This is a genomic window from Pacificimonas sp. ICDLI1SI03, from assembly GCF_054740865.1.
The window spans coordinates 176,605-200,106 of sequence record NZ_JBSQAU010000002.1 but is presented as its reverse complement, the minus strand read 5'-3'; the positions used below and the strand labels follow the sequence as shown (position 1 = coordinate 200,106).

General features: G+C 61.1%; 15 protein-coding genes. 5 read left to right on the top strand and 10 right to left on the bottom strand.

Features of this window, described 5'->3' with window-relative positions; genetic code table 11:
- Positions 1-14: 14 nt before the first annotated feature.
- Entirely contained in the window at positions 15-923 is a 909-nt protein-coding gene (locus ACSMXM_RS12950; protein WP_460316723.1) for a branched-chain amino acid aminotransferase, read from the bottom strand.
- Between the two features lie 278 nt (positions 924-1,201).
- Here ACSMXM_RS12950 and ACSMXM_RS12945 point away from each other — a divergent pair, with 278 nt between their 5' ends.
- Genes ACSMXM_RS12945 through ACSMXM_RS12935 form a run of 3 tightly spaced genes read left to right on the top strand, consistent with a single transcriptional unit; the run spans position 1,202 to position 5,988 of the window.
- The gene (locus ACSMXM_RS12945) at positions 1,202-3,151 is read left to right on the top strand and encodes a serine hydrolase domain-containing protein (RefSeq protein ID WP_460316722.1); all 1,950 of its coding nucleotides are present in this window, start codon (positions 1,202-1,204) and stop codon (positions 3,149-3,151) included.
- Positions 3,152-3,171: 20 nt separating this feature from the next.
- Positions 3,172-4,305, top strand: coding sequence for a dipeptidase (locus tag ACSMXM_RS12940; RefSeq protein ID WP_460316721.1), 1,134 nt, complete (start codon positions 3,172-3,174; stop codon positions 4,303-4,305).
- 9 nt (positions 4,306-4,314) lie between these two features.
- Positions 4,315-5,988 (top strand): N-acyl-D-amino-acid deacylase family protein, encoded by a 1,674-nt coding sequence (locus ACSMXM_RS12935; RefSeq protein ID WP_460316720.1) that lies wholly within the window; start codon positions 4,315-4,317, stop codon positions 5,986-5,988.
- 465 nt (positions 5,989-6,453) lie between these two features.
- Here ACSMXM_RS12935 and ACSMXM_RS12930 read toward each other — a convergent pair whose 3' ends face one another.
- The 6 genes from ACSMXM_RS12930 to ACSMXM_RS12905 all read right to left on the bottom strand — a co-directional run bounded on the left by ACSMXM_RS12930 (position 6,454) and on the right by ACSMXM_RS12905 (position 17,901).
- Positions 6,454-9,207: a TonB-dependent receptor domain-containing protein gene (locus ACSMXM_RS12930; protein ID WP_460316719.1), complete on the bottom strand. Its 2,754-nt coding sequence runs from the start codon at positions 9,205-9,207 to the stop codon at positions 6,454-6,456.
- 255 nt (positions 9,208-9,462) lie between these two features.
- Positions 9,463-11,376 carry an N-acyl-D-amino-acid deacylase family protein gene (locus tag ACSMXM_RS12925; RefSeq protein ID WP_460316718.1) on the bottom strand — a complete coding sequence of 638 codons (1,914 nt, stop codon included), beginning with the start codon at positions 11,374-11,376 and terminating at the stop codon, positions 9,463-9,465.
- 122 nt (positions 11,377-11,498) lie between these two features.
- Positions 11,499-12,620: a YkvI family membrane protein gene (locus ACSMXM_RS12920; RefSeq protein ID WP_460316717.1), complete on the bottom strand. Its 1,122-nt coding sequence runs from the start codon at positions 12,618-12,620 to the stop codon at positions 11,499-11,501.
- Positions 12,617-13,630: a DUF1611 domain-containing protein gene (locus tag ACSMXM_RS12915; RefSeq protein ID WP_460317604.1), complete on the bottom strand. Its 1,014-nt coding sequence runs from the start codon at positions 13,628-13,630 to the stop codon at positions 12,617-12,619. The genes ACSMXM_RS12920 and ACSMXM_RS12915 overlap by 4 nt, the downstream gene beginning before the upstream one ends.
- A 355-nt stretch (positions 13,631-13,985) precedes the next feature.
- Positions 13,986-14,990 carry a dipeptide epimerase gene (locus ACSMXM_RS12910; RefSeq protein WP_460316715.1) on the bottom strand — a complete coding sequence of 335 codons (1,005 nt, stop codon included), beginning with the start codon at positions 14,988-14,990 and terminating at the stop codon, positions 13,986-13,988.
- A gap of 154 nt (positions 14,991-15,144) precedes the next feature.
- Positions 15,145-17,901, bottom strand: a complete 2,757-nt coding sequence (locus ACSMXM_RS12905) for a TonB-dependent receptor domain-containing protein (protein WP_460316714.1) — start codon at positions 17,899-17,901, stop codon at positions 15,145-15,147.
- Positions 17,902-18,398: 497 nt separating this feature from the next.
- On the opposite strand from ACSMXM_RS12905, the gene ACSMXM_RS12900 reads away from it, so the two are divergent.
- Positions 18,399-19,901, top strand: a complete 1,503-nt coding sequence (locus ACSMXM_RS12900; protein WP_460316713.1) for a serine hydrolase domain-containing protein — start codon at positions 18,399-18,401, stop codon at positions 19,899-19,901.
- Positions 19,902-19,978: 77 nt separating this feature from the next.
- On the opposite strand, the gene ACSMXM_RS12895 is transcribed toward ACSMXM_RS12900, so the two are convergent.
- The 3 genes from ACSMXM_RS12895 to gluQRS form a co-directional block, all read right to left on the bottom strand.
- Positions 19,979-20,758: a class II aldolase/adducin family protein gene (locus ACSMXM_RS12895; RefSeq protein ID WP_460316712.1), complete on the bottom strand. Its 780-nt coding sequence runs from the start codon at positions 20,756-20,758 to the stop codon at positions 19,979-19,981.
- A 126-nt stretch (positions 20,759-20,884) separates the two neighbouring features.
- On the bottom strand, positions 20,885-21,772 hold the full coding sequence (locus ACSMXM_RS12890) for a DUF481 domain-containing protein (RefSeq protein WP_460316711.1): 888 nt from the start codon (positions 21,770-21,772) through the stop codon (positions 20,885-20,887).
- 63 nt (positions 21,773-21,835) lie between these two features.
- On the bottom strand, positions 21,836-22,663 hold the full coding sequence (gene gluQRS / locus ACSMXM_RS12885) for a tRNA glutamyl-Q(34) synthetase GluQRS (RefSeq protein ID WP_460316710.1): 828 nt from the start codon (positions 22,661-22,663) through the stop codon (positions 21,836-21,838).
- A gap of 217 nt (positions 22,664-22,880) precedes the next feature.
- Here gluQRS and ACSMXM_RS12880 point away from each other — a divergent pair, with 217 nt between their 5' ends.
- Positions 22,881-23,459: an HNH endonuclease gene (locus tag ACSMXM_RS12880; protein WP_460316709.1), complete on the top strand. Its 579-nt coding sequence runs from the start codon at positions 22,881-22,883 to the stop codon at positions 23,457-23,459.
- Positions 23,460-23,502: the final 43 nt, after the last annotated feature.

The following is a 23,502-nucleotide window of genomic DNA, read 5'->3' as shown; positions in this document are numbered from 1 at the left end:
GATCTAGCCTCCGATCAGCCGGCGCGGGCGCCGCCATTGACGAGGTTCAGATAGTCTTTTCTGAGGTCCAGCGACATGTCGCCGACCTCGAACGACCAGGGTCCGATTTCGGAGACGGGGGTCACTTCGGCGGCGGTGCCGGTGAGGAAGCATTGTTCGAAGCTTTCCAGCTCTTCCGGCCAGATGGCGCGTTCGACGATCTCGATGCCCTTGTCGCGTGCCAGGCCCATCACGGTGCGGCGGGTGATGCCGTCAAGGAAGCAGTCGGGCGTCGGCGTGTGGAGGGCGCCGTCCTTCAGGAAGAAGATGTTGGCGCCGGTCGCCTCCGCCACCTGGCCGCGCCAGTCCAGCATCAGCGCATCGCCATAGCCGCGATCGGCGGCAGCGTGCTTTGCCATGGTGCAGATCATGTAGAGGCCCGCCGCCTTCGCCGCCGTCGGCGCGGTATAGGGCGCGGGGCGGCGCCACTTGGCGATGTCGAGACGCACGCCCTTGCGGATCGCCTCCTCGCCGAAATAGGCGCCCCATTCCCAGACGGCAATGGCAAGGTGCGGCTTCGACTTCTGCGCCGCCACGCCCATCTGCTCGCTGCCGCGCCAGGCGACCGGGCGCTGATAGCAGTTCGTCATGCCATTCTTCTGCATGACCTCGATGCAGGCGGCGTCGATCTCCTCTCGCGACCAGGGCAGTTCGAAGCCCAGGATGCGGCCGGAATCGATCAGGCGCTGGCTGTGCTCCGACAGCTTGAAAATCTCGCCATTATAGGCGCGCTGCCCCTCGAACACCGACGAACCGTAATGCAGCGCATGCGTCAGCACATGCACATTCGCTTCGCGCCAAGGCACAAGCTGCCCGTCAAACCAGATCCAGCCGTCGCGGTCGTCAAATGTGGGCTCGGGAAGAGGTTCGTTCGAATTCGTCATGGTCAGGATCACACCCAATGTTTTCTTTTCCGAGAAAATTCTCTGGCGGCGACATAGCAGGGTTTTTGGAGATGCCAAGACTGGGGAAGCCAGCGGGAATTGCCTGTCATTCGCGTGATCATATCGAAAAGAATGGATTTCCGCAAAAGCACGATGGCGAACGGGATGCAGCAATTGACTTTCTTTCCATTCCGGCTCAACGTCTCCTGATCAGGCTAATTGGGGGGATTTTTCTGACCATGGTTTTGCGTTTTCTTATTGCTGTTTCGACAATGCTGATGTCTGCTTGGGCCGTGCCCGCGCAGGTTCCCGCGCCTCTTGCGCCGGAAGCTTCCGAAGTTTCGGGGGAAACGGACCTCTCTCCTGCCGAGATGCCGCTGGACGACGGCAATCCGCAATTGACGAAAAGCGATGTGGATGCGTGGCTGGACGGCTTCCTGCCCTTCGCCATGGCGCGCGGCGATATTGCCGGTGCCGTGGTGGTCGTCGTCCGGGACGGTCAGATCCTGACCGAAAAGGGCTATGGCTATTCCGACGTCGAGGCCGGCACCCCGGTCATTCCCGATGAAACGCTGTTCCGTCCCGGTTCCGTCAGCAAGCTGTTCACCTGGACGGCCGTCATGCAACTGGTCGAAGACGGGCAGCTGGACCTCGACACCGACGTCAATGAATATCTGGATTTCGAGCTTTCTCCTCCTGACGAAACGCCGGTAACACTGCGCAACATCATGACGCACACCGGCGGATTTCAGGAATCGGTGCGCCATCTGATGTCGTCCGACGCGGAAAGCATGCTCCCCCTCGACGAAATGCTGAAGCAGAGCGTGCCGGACCGCATTTTCGAACCGGGCACGACCCCCGCCTATTCCAACTATGCCACTGCCCTGGCCGGCTATATCGTCGGGCGCGTGTCGGGCATGTCGTTCGACGACTATGTCGACCGCAATATCTTCGCGCCCCTGGGAATGACGCGATCCTCGTTCCGCCAGCCGCTGCCAGAACGCCTGAAGCCATTGATGTCGAAGGGCTACCTGTCCGCCGATGCAGATGCAAAGCCGTTCGAATTCGTCGCGCCCGCGCCCGCCGGCAGCCTGTCGGCAACCGGCCATGACATGGCGGCCTTCATGATCGCGCACCTGAACGACGGCGGCCCCCTGCTGTCACCGGAAACAGCGCGCCTGATGCACAATTCGACCTTTACCGCCCTGCCGCCGCTCGATGGCATGGCGCTTGGCTTTTTCGATGACTCGGTGGGCGGTATCCGCGGGATCGGGCATGGCGGCGATACGCAATATTTCCATTCAGACCTGATGCTGTTCCCGGAACAGGACGTCGGTATTTACGTATCGTTCAACAGTAGCGGAAAGAACGGCATTACCGGGCCATTACGCGCGGCGCTGGTATCGGACTTCGCCGAACGCTATTTCGGCAGCGATCCCCTGGGCAATCAACGCGTCGATCCGGAAACGGCGAAGGCGCATGCCCGCCAGATGGTCGGCACCTACGCCTCCAGCCGGGGTTTCCAGACAAACTTCCTGGCCGTCCAGAATTTGTTCGGTCAGGCCAAGGTCGGCCTGACGCCGGAAGGCGGCATTTACGTCGAATCGGCCACGAACGCCGCCGGCAATCCGCGCACCTGGGTGGAAATTGCCCCCTATGTCTGGCGCGACGAACGCAGCGACGAGTATCTGGTCGCGCAGGTCGTCGATGGAGAGGTCGTCCGCTGGTCCACCAATGCCGTCACCGTATATGATCGGGTACCCTGGCACCTGAACAGTTCGTGGATCATGCCGGCCCTGATCGCGGCGCTCGCCATTCTGGTCATCACCGTGATTGCGTGGCCCGCTGGTGTCATTGCCCGCTGGCGGTTCCGCGCGGCGCGTCCCTTCGAGGGCGAGCAGCTGCGCACGTTCCGGGCAACGCGCATCTTCTCTCTGCTCGTATTGCTGGTATCGGCGGGCTGGGCCTATTTCATGTCCACTGCCTTCAGCAATCTGGGCCTGCTGGGCGGGGCGCTCGATCCGCTGCTCTATACGCTGCAGATCGGCTCGATCCTGGCCTATGTCGGGCTGTTCGGCCTCGCCATATGGAACCTGATCCTGGTCTGGACGCACGGCAATAATGGCTGGCTTTCCAAGCTGTGGAGCGTGCTGCTGGTATTTGCCGCCTTCATGTTCGTGTGGGTCGCGTTCAATTTTCACCTGATCGGCTTCGGCACGAAATATTAAGATACCCGAGGAGGAAGATTTTGCAGAAGACCAACTCTCCCATCGCCCGGCGCACCTTCATGGCGGGCGTAGGCGGCGCCGCGCTGGCGTTCCCGATGATCAATCGCAATGCCTATGCGTTCAACCAGTCGACTGAGACCTATTCCAAGCGCGCCATCGACCTGGTCCGCGAAACGCTGGTCATCGACATGCTGGCGCCGCTCTATATTACGCTGGACCCTGCCGCTTATGCGAAGCCGCTGACCGAGAAGGCAAAGGCCGAGTTCAAATCGAGCGGCATTACCGGTTTTCACCACGCCTATGGCCTGGCCGGTTATGAGTCCGTGCTGACCTACATCGCCGGCTGGCAGGGCTATTGCGGCCGATACCCCGACGTGTTCCGCCTGGTCGGCCGCGCCGAGGATCTGGACGAAGCGAAGGCCAGCGGCAAGGCAGCGGTCATTATGGGCGTACAGAACTCCCAGCACTTCCGCCGCGCCGACGACGTGAAGACCTTTTACGAGCTCGGCCAGCGCTGCTCTCAGCTGACCTATAACAGCCAGAACATGATCGGTTCCGGGAGCACGGAGCGCGTGGATGGCGGCGTCAGCGATTTCGGCGTGTCGATCATTGAGGCCATGAACGAGGTCGGCATGCTGGTCGACGTATCGCATTCCGGCGACCAGACCACGCTCGACGCAGTCGAACTGTCGCCAGTCCCCATCGCCTATACCCACAGCAATTGCCGCGCCATTTCCGGCCACCCCCGCACGAAAACGGACGAGGCCATCATCGCGCTGGGCAAGAAGGACGGCGTGATGGGTATTACCGGCGTCCGCAACTTCGTCAGCAAGACCGACCCCACCAATGTCGGCAATATCGTCGATCATATCGACCATGTCGTGAAGCTGACCTCCATCGACAATGTCGGTGTCGGATCGGATGCCGACCTGAATGGATATGATGCCCTGCCGCCCGATCAGGTCGAGGCGCTGAAGGCATCGTACAAAGGCAGCTATGCCTTTCGCGACAAGATCGACATCGACGGCTTTAATCATCCGCGCAAGATGTTCGACCTGACCGAAGAACTTATCCGGCGTAACTACTCTGACGCCAATATCTCGGCCATTCTGGGTGGCAATTTCCGCCGCCTGCTCGGCCAGACCTGGAAATAGGAGCCATCCATGCATATCGGCCGCACTCTCGGGATCGTACTGGCGGGGCTTTGCATGGCGGCCGCGCCGCCGCCGCCTTCGGAGGCTGGGAACGCGGCCATCTATGATATCGTCATCCGCAATGCGCGGGTGCTGGATGGGGCCGGCAATCCGTGGGTTCGCGCCGATGTCGCGATCAAGGGTGGCCGCATAGCGGAAGTAGGGTCGATCGCGGGACGCGGAACGCGGGAAATCGACGCCGGAGAGCGCTATGTCGCCCCAGGCTTCATCGACATGATGGACCAGTCGACATACGCCCTGATGGAAAACGGCCTGGCGGAAAACAAGCTGTTGCAGGGGGTGACCACCGTTATCGCCGGCGAGGGCGGGACGCCGGGCACCGCCGCCGATATCCCATCCTATTTCGGTAAGCTGGAAACGCAGGGAATCTCTGTTAATTTCGGCACCTATTTTTCGTCGACCCAGGCACGGGTAAAGGTGATGGGTGATGGCGCGGGTGAGCCGACAGCAGCGCAGTTGAGCGAGATGCGAAGAGAGGTCGCCGACGCCATGCAGGCCGGTGTCTTTGGCATATCGAGCGCGCTGATTTACGCCCCCAGCAGCTTTCAATCGACGTCTGACCTGATCGCCCTTGCCGGCGAGGTCGGGAAATGCAGCGGCTTTTACGCCACCCATATGCGCGACGAGAGCGCCAAGCTGGTCGAGGCGGTGGATGAGGCGATCGAGATCGGCGAAGAGTCCGGCGTAAAGGTCGAAATTTTCCACCTGAAGGGCGCCTATGCGCCGCTGTGGGGCAAGCTGATGCCGGAGGCGCTGCAGCATGTCGACGAGGCGCGTGCGCGCGGCGTCGACGTGGCAGCCGACCTTTATCCCTATACGGCGGGCGGCACCGGCCTGGAGGTAACGGTCCCGAGCTGGGTCTGGGCCGAAGGCGAGACACGCGGCCTCGAAATGCTGCGCGATCCCGAGGTGCGGGCGCGGGCGAAACAGGAACTCGCCGCCGGGTCCCTGCCCGGATGGTCCAACCTGGTGGAGGCATCCGGCGGGTGGGAGAATGTCCGCCTCGCCAATGCGAATTCCGAGGAATATAATCGCTTCAACGGGCAGAATCTGGCGCAGATCGGCGAAAGCCTGGGCGTGGATCCCACCGACGCCGCATGGGACATCGTGCTGGCGGCTGCGCCTGAAAAACGCGCCTATGCGCTCTATTTCATGATGGACGAGCAGGACATCGAGACCGCGCTGCAGCGGCCGTGGGTCAGCATTGGCAGCGACGCGTCTGCGTCTGTCGAACTGGGCGGCGTCGATGGTCTCGGCCTGCCACATCCGCGCGCCTATGGCACCTTCCCCCGTGTGATCACCGAATATGTGCAGAAGCGCAATGTACTGACGCTGGAGAACGCCGTTCGCAAGATGACAGGCTGGCCGGCGCAGCGCATGGGCCTCAGCGATCGCGGACTGGTGCGCCAGGGTATGCGCGCCGACCTGATCCTGCTGGACCTCGACCGCCTGGACGAGGGCGCGACGTGGGAACAGCCTACGGCACTGCCGCAGGGGATCGACACGGTGATCGTGAACGGCGTGCTGACCATCGACGGCGGAGAGCACACGGGCGCCCGCAGCGGCATGGTGCTGCGCCACCAATGCCCGCTGCCGGAAAGCACCACGGCTAGCGCGGGGTAATCGCCGCTCGCGACATTCGTCAGGCGCGAGATTGATCGGTTCCGCTGAGGTCGCACTTGGTGGTTCCGATAGCCTTATGGTTCCCGGGAGGATCGCGCGCGCCCTGAAACGGGGTGGCGCGGCTGCTGGCCCTGCCCGCCGCCAAGGCACTGAAGGGGCGATCTTCGCTCAATAGACATTTTGCAGCACGCCAGCGGTGCCGTCAGCGGGTCACGTGCCCATCATGCAGGCGCGCAGCAACAGCCAAATGTCTCGCCAGCGTCGGGGACGTCTGCTGACCGAATGCCTATCCAATCAGCTGAGCGCGGCGCCAGAACCCGGCGTCTCGCGCTACGCCATCGGCACATGCTTCGCCCCCGCAGCCCGAAAGAAAAAGGCGGCGGGACATTTCTGTCCCACCGCCTGAAAACGGAAACGCAGTCCTCCTGATCAAGATTGGCTGCGCCCCTTATGGTGTACGTGCTACTAGAACGTGCCCCGGACACCCACATAGAATTTGCGGCCGATGACATCGTAGATGCCGGCATTGGTCGCCGAGTTGGAGATGAAGGTGGACGGAACCAGCGGCGGATCGCGATCGAACAGATTGTCGATACCGCCGTACAATTCGACTTCGTGTCCGACCATGTCGGCAAGGTCATATTTTGCCGAAATGTCGACATAGGAGACGTCGCCGATATTATTGTCGGCGTCGGACAGGTCCTCCGGGCCGAACTGATTATTGTACTTTCCCTCGGATATATAGCGGAGCTGGGCATAAACGCCCCACATATCCGCGTCATAGCCAGCACTGAACGTGGCGCGTAGGTCGGGAAGCCCGCCTACGTTTTCACCACCGACTTCGCCGGCAACGTCTTCGGCTACGCCGCCCGTCGGGGCTATCTTCTTGCTGATAAGATAGCTACCGATGGCGCCCAGATTGATCCGGCCGGCACCAAGGTTCGTCGTATATCGAGCCTCAACATCGACGCCTTCTACCTCGAAGGTACCGAGGTTCAGGTTCTGGCTGGGAATTCTGACGATACTCTGATCAGCGCCAAACTGGATATTGTCACACAGGGCAGTTTCCCCAGCGAAACACCGATTAACCACTGATTGCGGTCCGAGAGGGCTGATGGCGTCATCAAGATCGATATTATACCAGTCAACGGACGTTCTCAGGCCCCCGACAGTCAGGACAGCACCAAGCGTTTTCGTCAGCGCAGACTCTTCGGTCAGGTTTCGATTGCCGACGGTTGGCGTTTCGATGAATTCTTCCTCACCAGTGAAAGGATTGGTGATTGTCGAAAACAGTAGAATTGATTCGACGAAGGACTCACCAATACTGGGCGCCCGAATGTCGCGTGAGATCGTGCCGCGGAAACGCAGAATGTCGATAGGCGAATAGGTGAGGCCCACCTTCCACGTTTCAACGCCACCGACCGTGCTGTAATCGGTATATCGGCCGGCGGCATTCAGTTCGAGGCTCTGGTCGCCGGAAAGCAACGGAACGCCAAGCTCACCATAGACTTCCTTGACGTCGAACTTGCCCCTCAATGGCTGCGCGTTCACGATGCCGAAGCTGCTGCTTTCGTTCAGTGCGCTGACCTCGCGATCAAGAGATTCATCACGATATTCTGCACCGAAGGAGGCCAAAACCGGCCCAGCCCAATTGGTGAAGAGTTCACCGCTGACGTTCGCAGAAGCGATATACTGGTTGATTTCCGTATAGGATTCGCCGCGGCCGGTTACATAACCGAGAGCCGCAGCGCTAGGCGATCCCTGGCCAAACAGATTGATCGGAACGCAGCCTGGCGCGCCGTTGGCTCCACCAAGATTTGCACGACAGACGATGTCGCCTGAGTTCGGATCCACCACAGCATCCGCCGCCAGGCGAAGGCGCGGCGGGATCAGGTTATTGATCTGGTCGTTTTCATACCTGTTCTGACCGTAGACGCCGGACACGTCCCACGTCCACAAATCGCCAATTTCGCCCTCCACACCTACGACGGCGCGGAAATTGCGGTTCTTTGATATCGACGTAATCGGCCCCACCTCGGAGAAAGTCCGGAACAGTGCGAAGGGCGTGTCCAGCGCCGCGACGTCGTCCGGCAGATAGGGATTGTCAGGCTGGATGGTGACGCCACCGAGGGAGAAGCCGTCAATCAGCGCGCCCTCCGTTTCCGACTGGGCATAGCTGAGTTCCGAGAAAACTCGCACTCCGCCACCGACATCATATTCGGCTGCAGCCAATACGTTGAAGCGCTCGACAGGGATGAATAGGGCCGTGTTGTCGCCAAGGCGGGAACCGCTGCCACCAAGCATGAAGTTGCCGCCAATAACGCCAAGTTCGCGATCGCGAGCCGTGCCGTCCGGGAAGAATTCCAGATTACCGGCAGCGCCACCCGGCAAGGTCACGCCGTTGGGCGACCCAACGAACAATACGGCATCTTTCGCGAAGATGAATGCCGGAATACCATCGTCTGGCCCCGTATTATCGGGGTTAACAAAACGCACCGGGCTTTCGCGCTGCCATTTGCGGTCTTTTCCGAAGGGGATACCCGTATTCTTGTTGTAGTCCGCAGCGACGAGGAGATGCCCCTGTCCACCGCCGAGATCGGCGCCATAGGCGGCGGCGAGACGATAATCGTTCGCGTCATTTTCGTCCGTCTGGCCGTATTGGGCGTTAAACTTAAAGCCTTCGAGCTCGGTATCGTAGATCAGGTTGACAACACCCGATACAGCGTCCGAACCGTAGGCCGCGGACGCACCGCCGGTGACGACCTCGACCCGGGCGATCGCCAGCGACGGCACGGAATTCAGGTCGACGTTTGCAAATTCATCGAAAGGCGTGCCGCGACGGCCATTCAGCAAGACGAGATTGCGGTTAGTACCGAGGCCACGCAGATCGACGGCGTTGACGCCGTTCTGGCGGCTGTTCAGTTTTGATGATGACGGTGTCAGGGTGCCGGTAAAGGCAGGCAGTTCGTTGATGATGTTGGCGACGTTGGTGGCGCCGCGATCCTCGAGCAGTTCCTCGCCCACGACGGAAACCGGGGTCGGCGCTTCGAAGCCGGAGCTGCGAAGGCGTGTGCCGGTAACCACGATCGTTTCCGGAGCTGCGAGATCCTCCGTATTTTCCGGAAGCTCGTCCCCCGACGGCGTCTGCGCGATTGCTGGCTGAGCGAACGCGATCAGCGCGGCCCCCGCCATCAGGCTACCAACATAACGACTTTTCATCACCCATTCTCCCTTTGAAATTGCGGGCGTTGATTCAACGAATCGAGGCTTGCCCAACTGGCCTCCACAAAATCTGTCGGCGCTGATCCTGAAACGCAATTTTTCTCTGATCAGCGAATTATTCCCCGAAAGGTCCTATCTGTCTAGAGGGGTCCGCTTAGTAAACCCGTCTCGCCGCGCTGGGCGCGGAACCCTTTGCCGCTGTGGCATTGGCGCCACAGGGTCACCCCCGATGGGGTGGGCGGTGATGACGCATTAACCGGCCTGTTCGCGCACCTCGACCGACCCGGCGGGCAAGGACCCGGCGCCGCGCTCCTCGCCATTCACAAGAACCGTGACGGACGGCTGGTCGCCTGCGAATGGATCCCGCTGTTCGACGATGACGGTGACCGCAGCCTGACGATCGTCGGACCATGTTCCGACGCCAGTTATGCTGCCCCAGTTTTCGGTCGTCTGCAGAATGCTGGGAACCAGCGTCAGCGTGCCCTCGGCCAGGCCGTCTATCTGGACAGTCCCGGTTGGCGCTGCGGCACCGGCATCCTGCGCCACTCGGATATCAACCGTCATGCCATTGTCCACGGTGGCGCCGGTCGCCGTCAGAGAGCGGGTCACGTCGAAATTCATCGCGCGGGCGGGCTCGTGCGGGGAACGAAACAGCGCCTTCCCCCTCGGAGCGGCGCTGACCATCTCGCCATCCAGCGCGATGGCGCCATTCACCAGAACCGCCTCGATCCCCTGTGGCGGTTTCACGGGTTCCGCGGTGGTCGAACCGTCGATGATGGTTTCGGGATCGAAAAGCACAACGTCCGCAATCATTCCCGGCAGCAGATATCCGCGCTCCGTCAAGCCGATCATGGTCGCGGGCAAGGCTGTCATCTTGCGCACCGCCTCTGGCCAGCTGACCAATTGCTTTTCGCGAACATAGCGGCCCAGAAAGCGGGGGAACGCGCCCCATTGGCGCGGGTGACCGGTCAGTGCGCCACTGGCGCCGCAGTCGCAGGAAACAGCCGTCAGCGGATGGCTGACGATTGCCTCCTGATCCGCCTCCGTGCCGAAGCGCAGCAGCACCCGCCGTTCCCCCGCTTCGAGCAGGCGCATGATTGCCTCCCCCGGGGAAACACCGCCCATTTCCTCTATCGCGTCCGTCAGTTCCTGCTGACGCGCCGCCAGATAGACGCCGCCGGGGCCGCCCCACCGCGTTTCAAGCTGCTCATTGGTTTCGGCATCGATGCGGGCGCGCAGCTCAGGATCCTTGAAGCGGGCCAGCATGGCCTCTTCGCCGCCCTCCTGCGCCCAGGCCGGAATGGTCAGCTGGTGCAGGCTGGTCGACCCGAACGTATAGGGATAGGCATCCATGCCGACGGTAAGGCCGCGTTTCGCACCATCGGTCGCGAGCGCCAGTGCTGCATCGCTCTTGCCCTGGTCGCCCCCCTGTAATTTCATGTGGGTGATAACCGGCATGACGCCAGCGGTCTCGCCGATCTCCACCGTCTCCTCCATACCCGCCATGGAGCTGTACCCATTGCCGGGATAGACCCGCTCGTGATTGGTGAACTGGGTACGCCAGGGCGCCGCGGCACCAGTTACGGCCGCGACCTCCTCCGTGCTTGCCCAAAAGCCGGGCTTGTAGTCGAGGCCGGCGGACAGGCCGAATGCGCCGGCGCGCATACCCTCCTCTACCAGGGTCTTCATCTGCTCGATCTCTTCGGGCGTCGCGCGGCGGTCGTCCATGCCCACCGTTTCCTGCCAGACGCTGTTGAAGCCCAGATAGGCGCCATAATTGATGCCCGAAGGCGTGCGGATCTGTCGGGAGAAATCGAGCGGCCCGCCGCCATCCGGATTGACGATGGCGGTCGTGATTCCCTGCACCAGTAGATTCACCGGCACGGCGTAGGATTCGCGGACGGAATGATCATGCACGCTGACGAAACCAGGAGTGACATAAAGGCCGCTGGCATCGCGTTCCGTGGCGGCTGTCGCGGCGGACAGGTCGCCGATCGCCATGATGCGATCGCCGGTAATGCCCACGTCCGCACGCCGCCCCTCCGTGCCCGTGCCATCGAGGACGGTGCCGCCACGAATGATCACATCGTAATCCGCCGCCATGGCCAGCGTCGACATGCCGATTGCCATCGCCGCGCTGGCGACCTTCAGGAAACTGTTTGCCATCCCCTTACCCCTCCACTCTTCGACCCATTCGGCGCCGCATGGACGCCGCCCAAAATTCTTCCCGTCGCGGCGCTGCGCATCCCCCGCGTCAGCCGCCCCGCATATGCGGCTATGCGGCACCCTCAGGCCGCGTGTGCCGTTCCGCGGCGGTCCTTCAGCAAGCGCCACAGACCGACGGTGACAACAGGGAGCACCAGGATCGCCAGCATGATGTAGCCAAAGGCGACATAGCCGGAGGCGATCAGATCAATGAGGCCGACACTGACGGCGAAATAGCCGGATCCGGCCAAAAGAACGATGCCGACAAGGAAACGCTTGCCCGGCCCGTACGCATGGCCCCGCAATTTCACGGCTTCGGAAATGCGTTCGTGCAGGGCGTTGACGGCACCAACGCCGGTTTCCAGCAAGGCGATGAAGATCATCAGCTGAAAACAGATGGCGAACCACGGCATGTTGAGGCGCTGGATCAAAAAGTCGGAAGGAACCGCGATATCCAGGATCTGTGGATAATAGGCTGTCATGCAGACGAAGAAGATGATCGCCGGCAGCATCGCCATCGGCCCGGCGAGCATACCCGCCACAACTGCATCGCGGGTGCCGCGCATGTGCCGTACGAAGGGCAGCACCGCGACCGCCGCAACGACATTATAGCTGGCATAGGTAAAGCCGCCGGTGACCCAGTCGCCGACCGGGGGCGCCTCGAACTGCGGCGGGATCAGATCGCCGAATGCCATGATCGCGAATATCAGGAAGAACGCATAGACGAGATAAAGAAGCGACGACGTCACCTTGAACATGCGTTCGGCGAGGTCATTGCCGAAACTGGTGACGCCGGCGATCAGCAGCAGCAGCAATCCCGATCCGAGGATGAGGGGAAAATCGAACACAGCCGCGCCGATTTCGCCGGCGGCGGCGGACATGACCGCCAGGATCAGGATGAGGAAGAGGAGGTACATCACCTCGAACACCACCCAGCCAGGACCAAGCAGCATCTTGAAAAGCGTACGGTAATCATATGCCGCGAAGCGCTGGGCCATCGCAAAGGCGATGGCGCAGACAACGCTCCACAGCGCCATTGATATCAGCATACCATAGAGGCCGCCCGACGGGCCGGCCCCCATGAAGAATTCCACAAGCTCTCTCCCGGTGGCATATCCACCACCGACGACCACAGCCTTGAACGCCAGTCCTGGTAGAATCAGGCGTTGAAAGACGTTCCCCGAGCCTGCGTCTGTGCGGCTCATCCGTTAAGGCAGCTATCGACGAGAGCGGAGAATTTGGCGCCGCCCCGGATGGGGTCGGCGACCGGCATGCCGAGCGCTTCGCTTTCCTGCTTCATGTAATTCTCCGCCTCTTCTTCTGTCAGGCGCGACGTATTCACGCTGATGCCCGCGCACCGTGCGTTGGGATTGGTGCGTCGCGCAAGCGTCAGCGTCAGGTCGATCGTCTCCTGAAGGCCGGGCAGCGCATATCCCGGCACGCCGAGCACGCCATCGCGTGACGGATCGTGGCAAACGACAATCACGTCAGGCTGACTGCCATGCAGCAGGCCGAGCGAAACGCCCGAATAGGCCGGATGGAACAGCGACCCCTGCCCTTCGACCACGTCCCAATGTTCGGCGTCCGCATCCGGGCTCAGCACCTCTGCGGCGCCCGCCAGGAAGTCGGAGACGACGGCGTCGATGGGGATACCCTCGCCCGCGATCATGATGCCGGTCTGTCCGGTCGCGCGGAAATCGCAGGCGATGCCGCGATCCGCAATGTCACGCGCCAATGCCAGCGCTGTGTATTTCTTGCCCAGTGCACAATCGGTTCCGACCGTCAGGATGCGCTTGCCCGACCGGGGGCGTCCCGTACCCACGGGCAGCTTTTTCGGCGGCACGCGGACATCGATCAGCCTGCGGCCAAGGCGGTCGGCCAGCGCTTTCAGTTCGGGATAGTCCGACAGGCGGCTGTGCATGCCGCTGATAAGGTCGAGACCTGCCTCCAGCGCCTCCTGAAGCGCAACCATCCAGCTGTCGGGAATGAAACCGCCCGGATTCGCCACGCCGATGATCATCGAGCGCGCGCCGGCAACCGCCGCTTCGGCCGGGTTCATCGGCGGCAGGCCGGTGCTGACCGAACCGGCGGGGAGAACATATTCGCCGACGCACTTTTCGTTCGCCCAGTCGCGCAAGCCGTAAGCGGTCTTCGCATAGCCCTGCTCGGTGCAATCGCCGAGGAACAGGAGATAGGGCAGCGGCAGCGTCAGCATGACAGTGCCCTTTTCAGGCGTTTCCGCCGGTGCAGCGACGCGGGGGGAGATGGTGTCTGCCATGGTTTATGCGCCTTTACCCAAGAGGGTTGCTGAATGATCCCGATAGTGGAGCGGCCCCGACATTGCAGACAAGGGCGACGTCGCCCTGCCCCCGGCCACTGAAGAACGCATACTCGTCATCTATTTTACTTCCCCTTGTGCGCGACCTGCCAACCGAACTGCGTCACCCAAAACGCATCCTGCAATGTCACAGCAAATTCTCTTATCAGGATCATTATGTCTCTATTTGGCAGGTGTCAAACCGGATGTGCGTTTTCGGTTGCGCCTGGGAGCCGATTTCCTTGCGCTCGCCTCAGGCATTCCTGCCGGAGCCCCAGACGTCCAGTCCGCAGGACACCTTCCCGTCCGAATAGACGAGGCCTGGCTTGCGGTCTTCCTTCAGGAATATGGGACCGTCCAGATCGACAATCTTGCAATATTGGCCGAGGATATAGGCCGGCGCCATGGCGAGGCTGGTGCCGACCATATTGCCGACCATTACGCCCAGGCCATGCCGTTCCGCCGCGCGCGCCATGGCGAGCCCCTCTGTCAGGCCGCCACATTTATCGAGCTTGATGTTGATGACATCGAATAAGCCGACCATGCCCGCCACATCGGCAAGGCTAAGGACGCTTTCATCGGCGGCGAGCGGGATGGGGCTCTTGAACCCTTTCAGATCCTCTTCGCGCCCGCGCTTCAGCGGCTGTTCGAGGAGGTCGACCTTATTATCGACGAGAACCTGAACCAGCGCATCCAACCCGGAACGATCATAGCCCTGATTGGCATCGACGCCGATCCAGGCGTCGGGGCGGGCGGCCCGGACGGCGGCAACGCGTTCTGCATCCACATCGGCTTCACCGGTCAGCTTTAGTTTCAAGGAGCGGGCGTGATCGAACGCAAGCGCGCCCTTTGCCATCGTCTCCGGCGATTCCGCGCCGAGGGTAAAGGTGGTAATCAGCGGCTTGGGTTCGGGCGAGGACGCCAGCTGCCACACGGGCCTGCCGGCCTTTTTGGCTTCCAGTTCCCAATAGGCCGCGTCGATGGCGTTGCGCGCGCCGCTGGGCGGCAACAGCGCCTGCAGGTCGTGCCGGTCGGCACCCGCCTCGATCGCCGGACGTACGCGCTCGATCATTTCCATCATATTGGCGGCGTCGTCGTTCAGATAATAGGCACCGGACGCTTCGCCGCGCCCGCTATGGCCGTCCTGCTCCAGCGTGACCACGACGACTTCTGCGGTTTCAAACACGAAACCCGAGATGCGGAACGGCGCCGCCAGGTCGAGCTTTTCGACGGTCGCGGACAAGGTGATTTTCGACATGCCAATAGTCTCCGAATTTCGATGCTCAAAAGATGTTGATCGCCATAAGCCAATCGCCCTGCACGACCGGGGCCGTACAGGGCGAAGGAAATCATTGATCCAGGGTTTTGCGGTTAAACACCACTCAGCCTCAGAACCCCGGATCCAATTACCGTCAGAAGTTCACCTTGGTGCTGACGGTGTAGTAGGTTCCGTAAATGTCGTAGAGAGCAGGCGCGACAGTCGAAAGCGGGGCGTTCACGTCGAAAACATTGTTGACGTTGAACGCGACCCGGAACTCGTCGCTGACCTTGAACCGCAGGCCGAGATCGACATAAGTCCTTGAATCGACACTGTTGTTCACGAGCGGCGTTGCACTGGCGGCTTCGAATCTGTGCACACCGCCATCAACGTAGCGGACACGAACGTCACCACCGACATTATCGTCATCGTAGCCCAGGCTGACATTCGCACGCCATTCGGGGATGGCGAAGCTTCCGCCCGCGCCCACAAGACCGGCGCTATCAACGCGTGCTACACCATCTTCGAAAACGAATTTGTCGATGTAGGTTGCGACGCCCCGCACGCGCACATTACCATTGCCCAGCGGACGAACATAAGACGCCTCGAAGTCGATGCCGCTCGTCTGGAAGGTTGCGATATTCTGCTGGTTCGCAAAGATCGTGGTGATCGTGCCATTGCCATCGCGTTCGATGTTGTCGCAGGCGACCTGATTGCCCGCCGCACAGGATATAACCGTATTGTCCCGTCCGAGGGCAAAGATCGCGTTGCCGATGTCGATGTCGTAATAGTCTACCGACAGGTTGAACCCCGGCAGGAACGACGGCGTGATGGACGTGCCGAAGGTAAGCGTGTTGCTGACCTCTGGAACCAGATCAATGTTTCCGCCTGTATAGGTCTCTACCTGCGTCGGGTTTTCCTCATAGCCCGGGCCGAGGTTAGCACCCGGGATACTTCGATCGTCCGCGACCGAGCCCAAGTTAAGCGAACGGTTTCCGAATAGCTCCCCCGTACTGGGCGCGCGGATGTCGCGTGAGCGCGTAACGCGCAGCAGGATATCGTTGAACAGACGGGCCGTTCCGCCCAGCTTCCACGACCAGATACCGCCACTCTGGCTATAGTCGGAATAGCGGGCAGCGCCGTTGAAATCGAGGGCGACCGTATCGACAACGTCAAGCAGCGGCAGGGCGGCTTCCACGAACCCTTCCTGGACGTCGATCTGACCCTCTACCGGCGTGTTGTAGACGGGAAGTCCAAAACCACCGGCCTGCGCTTCGGCACTCAAGGCGCCCGTAACTTCGTTCCAGCGCGATTCAAAACCAACGGCCATCGTCAACGGACCAGCCCAAAGGTCTAATATATCGCCCTGAACCTGAATGCCCATCGAATCTAGCTTGGTTGTCCCGGTAGTGCCCTGCGTACCAGTGGTATAATCAATGCCTTCCTGGGAAATATTCCCCACACCGAAAGGATTAATGGGAACACAGGCGGGATCGTCATTGCCCGGGTTTGCGTCCGCATTGATGGCGCAGACGATCTGGCCACCCGAAGAAACCGCATTAATCGCGTTGGCGAAGTTCCCTGCAAGACGAGTGTTGGCTAGTTCCTGATCGGTATCGACTTCGCCATGGCTGAAATAGGCGCTGTACTGAAAGCCCCGGCCAAACTCGCCATCAATGCCGATGGCGGCCTCCATATTCTCGCGCACACTGTCGAACATCAGAGAATAAGGCCCCGCGAAGTAGCGGCTGAACGTGAACTGATCTTCGCCCGCCGCTGCAAGCTGATTGCGGATACCCTGCGAAAGGAAGGGATTGTCCGCGTCGATGGTAAGCGGGGGGATCGTGATGTCGGGAATGAACGGATACGCGGATTCTGCACGACCATAGGTTCCGTCAACCCAAACCGTGGCGCTGCCAACATCGTAGCTGAGGCGTGCATAACTGCTAATGCGCTCGAATGGTGTGGAGGCATAAATGGTGTCATACAGGCTGATACCGTCACGGCCCCCAATACCGCGCGCGTTCGGGCCGTCGAAGGGCCGAAGGCTGCCATCGGGATTGAAGGTCTGGCCGGCGAGGGCGCCCGAGGTGATAACGCCGCCAAGGCTGGTATTCGGAGTGTTTACGTCCTCAACCAATTCCACGCCTGTGCCGTCGGCCGTCGGCACGATGCCCGTGCTACCGAGGTTCGGACGGGAATTACGGTCTGAAATCCCCTCGTCCTTCAAATATTCGGCACCGATCAGGAAGTGGCCGCGCCCATCCGCGAAAGACGTGCCAAAGCTGCCGTCGAAGCCATAGCGGAAAGCATCACCACGTGACGCAAGACCGGCGTTCGCGCCGAGGGATACGCCCTCAAGATCCTCGTTGAGGATGATGTTCACGACGCCTGCGACAGCATCGGAACCCCAGGCAGCCGATGCGCCGCCGGTGACGACGTCGACACGGCTGATCAGGTTGGTGGGGATATAGTTGAGGTTATTGTCGCCAACGAAGCGGCGACCGTTCAGCAGCGTAAGCGTACGGGCGGTGCCGAGACCGCGGAGATCGACAGGCGCCGTGCCGCTGCTCGTATTGCCGCCGGAAACCTGCGGCGTCACCGTCTGCCGGAACTGCGGCTGGTCGTTCAGGACCTGCTGAATGTTCGGGCGCGCACCCTGCTGCAGGACATCACCGCCGAGAACCACAGTCGGCGTCGGAAGGTCGAAGCCATCACGTTGAATACGCGATCCCGTAACAATGATGGTTCTGTTTGTCGAAGCCTCAGAGGCGACGCCATCATCATCGTTCGGTTCGGCGGGCAGTGCCTGTGCGAAGGTGGCGGTCGATGCGAGTAGTGCGATCGACATGGCGACCATGCTGGAACCCGAAGAAACCCGGCGCCCCATCTGCGAAATTACGTTTCTCATGTGTTTTCCCCCTACGGAAACTTTGGAAATAACGTCCACATTCGTTCACACAAACTGGCTTGAGACTCCACGCCTTCTCATTTCAGGATCGGATTCTCTTAAGCCGCTGATTGCATGTTTCTCTAGGCCTTTCAATATCCAGCGGCTGACCGCACGATCCGCCTGCCCCTTGCGAGAAGCGTTTTGCCGCGCTGCATCAAACTTAAAGGTGCTCCGCCAGCGAGGGCGAGATGCCCTTGCGATAAGATAAATTTAACTTATTTTTCAGAAGGTAAAGTGGATAGTCTCGCTTCGTCATCATTTCGCTGTAAACAGGCTGCAATGCGTTAGTAGCTATTCGCCCCGGCAGAGCCGCCGCAGTGCACAGGGTACAGAATTGCCGGACGCTGTGCCTTATTTGACACACCGTCGCCCTTCTGCCAGTGCATCCTCAACGGAGAATCCTTGATCGCTGAAGAGAGGGACGTGGGAATATGCGTACAAGAAGTGGGAAGAGAATGACGACAGCCGGTTTCTGTCGCGGAATGGCAAGCCCGCTGGCCGTTGCCCTTGCGACATTGATGATCACGCCGGGTGCGGCGCTGGCGGCACAGCCTGCCACCGAGACAGCGGTCGCGGAGGTCGATGCAACGCGGCTGGCGCAGCTGCCGGCGTTTATCGACACGATGGTCGCCGACCAGCTGGAGAATAGCGAAGTCGCGGGCGCGGTTGTTTCGGTCGTGAACGATGGCGAAGTGATTTTCAACAAGGGCTATGGCTATCAGAACATCGAGGCGGGCACGCCGGTAAATCCGGACGCGACGCTGTTCCGCCCAGGTTCGGTGTCGAAGCTGTTCGCGTGGACCGCGCTGATGCAGCAGGTCGAGCAGGGGAAGGTCGATCTGGACGCGGACATAAACGAATATATCGATTTCGAAATCCCGCGTAACGGATTTGAGCCGATCACCGTCCGCAACCTGTTTTCCCACACGCCGGGGATGAGCGACGTCGGCGGCATCATCGTACGCGATCCCAAGGACGTTCTGGAATTCGAGGAGTGGATCAAGGCGCGCGTGCCGCGGCGCGTCTGGGCGCCCGGCGTTGAAACCGCCTATTCCAATTATGGATCGGCCATCGCCGGTTATATCGTGCAGCGCGTATCGGGAGAATCGTTCGAGGATTACGTCGAACGTCACATCTTCCAGCCCCTGGGCATGGACAACACCACCGTTCGCGAACCATTTGACACGCCCGAAATGAAGGCCAATCTGGCGACCGGCTATCGGGTGGAAGACGGCAAGATGATCCCGCAGGATCCCGAATATGTCGGCAATATCCTGCCGGCCGGCTCATCCTCCTCAACCGGTGCCGACATGGCGAAGTTCATGATGGCGATGGTGAACGGCGGTGAGTTGAACGGCAACCGCATCCTGCAGCCGGAAACCGTGCAGATGATGCAGGGCAATCTGTCCAGCTTTACCGATAATCTGCCGGGCATGGCCTATGGCTTCATGGTGTACCGCGATGAAGGACCGCGCCTGATCGGCCATGGCGGAAATACCGGCGATTTCCACTCGGATCTGGTCATCGCACCGGATCTGGACCTGGGCTATTTCATCTCGATGACGGGCGGCGAGGGCAGTTCCGAGGCGCGGACCGTGCTGAAGCGCGCGATCGAGGGCTTCCTGTTCCCGCAACAGCCCGCCCCGCGCTGGGACGGCGAAGAGGAAACGGCGCCGCTTGGCAGGTACCGGTCGAACCGCCGGGATTTCGGCCGGCCCGTCAATCCCGAATATGATACGATCGTCACCTCGCTGGGCGAGGGCCGTATCGAGATCAAGGGCTATGACGACACCAGCACGTGGGAGCGTATCGGCCCGCATTTGTATGAAAAGGTGACGGATGTGCCAGAAGGCGGACCCTATGACCGCGTCGAGTTCTACGACACGCCGCGCGGCCCGCGCATGGCCTATGGGTCGTCACCCTATACGGCGTATCATTACGTAGATTCCGAGGAATAAGGGTACAGGGAATCAAGGGCAGCGCACCGGCCAGTCCGGGCGCTGCCTTTTTCTATTCAGCTTCTTGGAATTCGCACCTATTCGCGAAAGCCTGGGTCGATGCGGTCCAGCTTCCTGAGAAGTGCGGGCCAGGCGAGCATCTGGCTGACGGCGGCCATGCCCTGCGGTGCGGTTTGCTCGGCTACCTTTTCGGGCGTGCCCTGCGGCGGCGTGTTCAGATTTTCGCGGCCCGCCGACAGCATGTAGACCTGCGCCTCGCACGCCCGTTCCAGGAAATACATGCGCAGAAACGCGTCGGCGACCGACTCGCCCACCGTCAGCGTGCCGTGATTGCGCAGGATCATCGCGTGCTTGTCGCCCATATCCTCGACCAGGCGCGCGCGCTCCTCCATCTCCGTCGCGATGCCCTCATAGTGATGATAGGCGATGCCATGGCGGGCGATCATGCCGGTCTGGGTGTGCGGCAACAGGCCGAATTCCATGGCGCTGACCGCCTGTCCATGCGGTGTGTGCAGGTGGAGCACGGCGCGCGCATCCTCCCGCGCCATGTGGATGGCGGAATGTATCACGAAGCCGGCAGGATTGGTCATGTAGGGCGTGTCGATCACCGGATGCCCCTCCATGTCTATCTTCACGAGAGAGGAGGCGGTAATCTCCTCGAACATCAGATTATAGGGGTTGATCAGGAAATGATGTTCCGGCCCCGGCACGCGCGCCGACAGATGCGTGAAGATCAGATCGTCCCAGCCATAATGCGCCACCAGTCGGTAGGCGGCGGCCAGATCGACGCGGATCGCCCATTCCTCTTCGGATAGCTGCGAACGTAGATCCGCGTGCGGTTTCAACTGCGTGGCCATTTCATCCTCCCAGATGCATCAATGTCGACGCCGGAATTTGCCCGCGCCCATGCCTTTCGGGATGATATAGCAATATCTGCCGCCATGCGCCCCTCTCTTCCGGGGGGGGGAAGCGGCAAGGCGCCGTCAGAAGCCGTAGACCAGGCTGGCACGGGTGATGGTGTCGGTTTTCTGACGCCCCTCGGGCGGATCTGTTTCGTGCAGCACGTCATAGCTGAGGCGGGCGGAAAGGTCGCCGAAGATGGTCGTGGTGATCGCCGTCTTTGAATAAAGGCTGCTATTCTCACCGGACAGCAGGAACCCGGCGCTTTCGGTAAGGCGCAGATCGGACGAAAGTTTCCAGTCGATATCCGTGCGCCCCAGAAGATCGACGCGGCTGAGATCGCCGCCATCGGTGAACTGCGTCTGACGGGCGGCGGGGCCACCCTCCAGCGTCCATTGGAAATTTCCTGTATCCGCAAGGCGATAGCCGATGCCCAGCGATTCGGTGAAACGACTGTCGATGCCGGAAAAACGATCCCGCTCGAAACTGAGAAGACCGAAAGAGAAGAAGAAGGAACCGCCGAAATCACGGCGCCCGGTATAGCCGGCATAGATCCGCTCTCGCCGCGTCTGGCCGTTCGATTTCAGATAATCGAACTGCACGTTGATATCATGTTCCCAGGCCAGGCTGCGCTTTGACAAGGCAAGCGATGCGTTGCCGCCAATCTCCCTGGTGTTGCCGGTGGAATAGGTGCCGCCGACGCCGCCTTGCCCGGCCCAACCGTCGAGAAAGGACTGGCTGGCGAGCCGCTCTCTTTCCGCCTGCGTTTCCTCCGCGACCAGACTGGCGACCAACTGATCGATCTCTTCCGACGAAGATGCTGCCGCACGTTTCGCCACCTTTGCAACCGTCGCCCGTTCGGCCGACGACGCAGAACGAATCATCTGCTCGATCGGCTGCGGAATCGGATCGGCATGGGCGGGCAGTGCAACTGTTACCGAAGCAAGCAAGGCGAAAGGCAGGCGTAGCAATTGTCTATCCAAATTCGTGTCGGTTTCGCGAGGCCCGCACCTAACAGGGCGGCCCGCCATTTGTCAGGGGCAAAGACCCAGATACCGACGGATTTCATGCGGTGTCACCCCCTCCGCGCGCAACGCCGCCAAGGGTTTGGCACCATTTCGCTTCGCCAGCCGCTCGCCATCGTCGCCCCTTATCAGGGCATGATGATGATAGCGCGGTTCGGACAGGCCCAGCAGTCCCTGAAGCACGCGATGCACATGCGTCGAGGGCAGGAGGTCGGTGCCACGGACAATGTCCGTCACCCCCTGATCGGCATCGTCGACGGTGCAGGCGAGATGATAGCTGGTACCGGCATCCTTGCGGGCGATGACGACATCGCCGAGCAAGGCGGGATCGACGCTGATCTTTTCGCCATTATCATCGAAACTCAGCGCGCCTGTGCGGGACGCCGCCTTTGCCGCGTCGAGCCGCCAGGTATGCGCGTCCTTCCGCATGCGTGCATCGCGCAAAATCGGGTCAAGGGCTCGGCAGGTTCCTGGATAAAGGACGCCATCCGGCCCGTGCGGGGCGGCAACGGCAGCGGCGATGTCCTTTCGCGTGCAGAAGCAGGGATAGGCGACATCAAGGTCGATCAGGCGCTGCAAGGCATCGTCGTAGAGCGCGCGCCGCTGCGACTGGTGCAGGACGGGGCCGTCCCATTGCAGGCCCAGCCATTGCAGGTCCACCAGAATGGCATCGACGAATTCGGGGCGGGATCGCCCCTCGTCAATATCCTCGATCCGCAACAGGAACACGCCTCCCCGCGACCGCGCGAAATCATGGGCGCGAATTGCCGAGGCGGCATGTCCCAGATGCAGCAACCCCGTCGGCGAGGGTGCGAACCTGCCGACGGTCGCACTCATGAAATGCGGCCCCCGGACGCACGGCGCTTGACGGAAGAATCGGGATTTGGTGTCATGCGCCCGTCATAGGGGCGGTTTACGGGGCGCTCCAGAGATAGAGGGCAGGCACAAGGTCTGGTGCATGCTTTCCTTGGGGACCGCCATCTCTTGTTGGTCCTTGTGAGACGGGAAGGACCATCGCATCCGACCTTCGCCTGACGGCGAGGGAGAGCGGGTCGTGTTGCATGCCAAACGGATCGAGGACCGGGTCGAACCGCTGGAGGCGTGTCCCGCCCTGGTGCTGAACGCGGATTATACGCCGCTCAGCTATTACCCGCTCAGCCTGTGGAACTGGCAGACGGCGATAAAATCCGTCTTTCTGGATCGTGTCGCGGTGGTCGCCGAATATGACCGGGCCGTGTCGTCGCCCAGCTTTCACATGCGCCTGCCCTCCGTCATTGCGTTGCGCGATTATGTGAAGCCTGCGACGCACCCTGCCTTTACCCGGTTCAACCTGTTCCTGCGCGACCGCTTCATGTGCCAATATTGCGGCTCGCGCGAGGATCTCACCTTCGATCATGTCGTGCCCCGGCGTTATGGCGGGCGGACGACATGGGAAAATGTCTGCGCCGCCTGCGCACCATGCAATCTGGCGAAGGGCGGTCGTACACCGGCGGAGGCGCACATGGCGCTGGCAAATGAACCGCGCAGGCCGACCACGCACGAATTGCAGGCCAATGGCCGCGCATTTCCGCATCGACATTGCCACGAGACCTGGCGCGATTTCCTGTACTGGGACGTGACGCTGGAACGTTGAGGGCCGCGCGCTCGGGGCAAATTGCAGCATGTGCAGCGCGCAT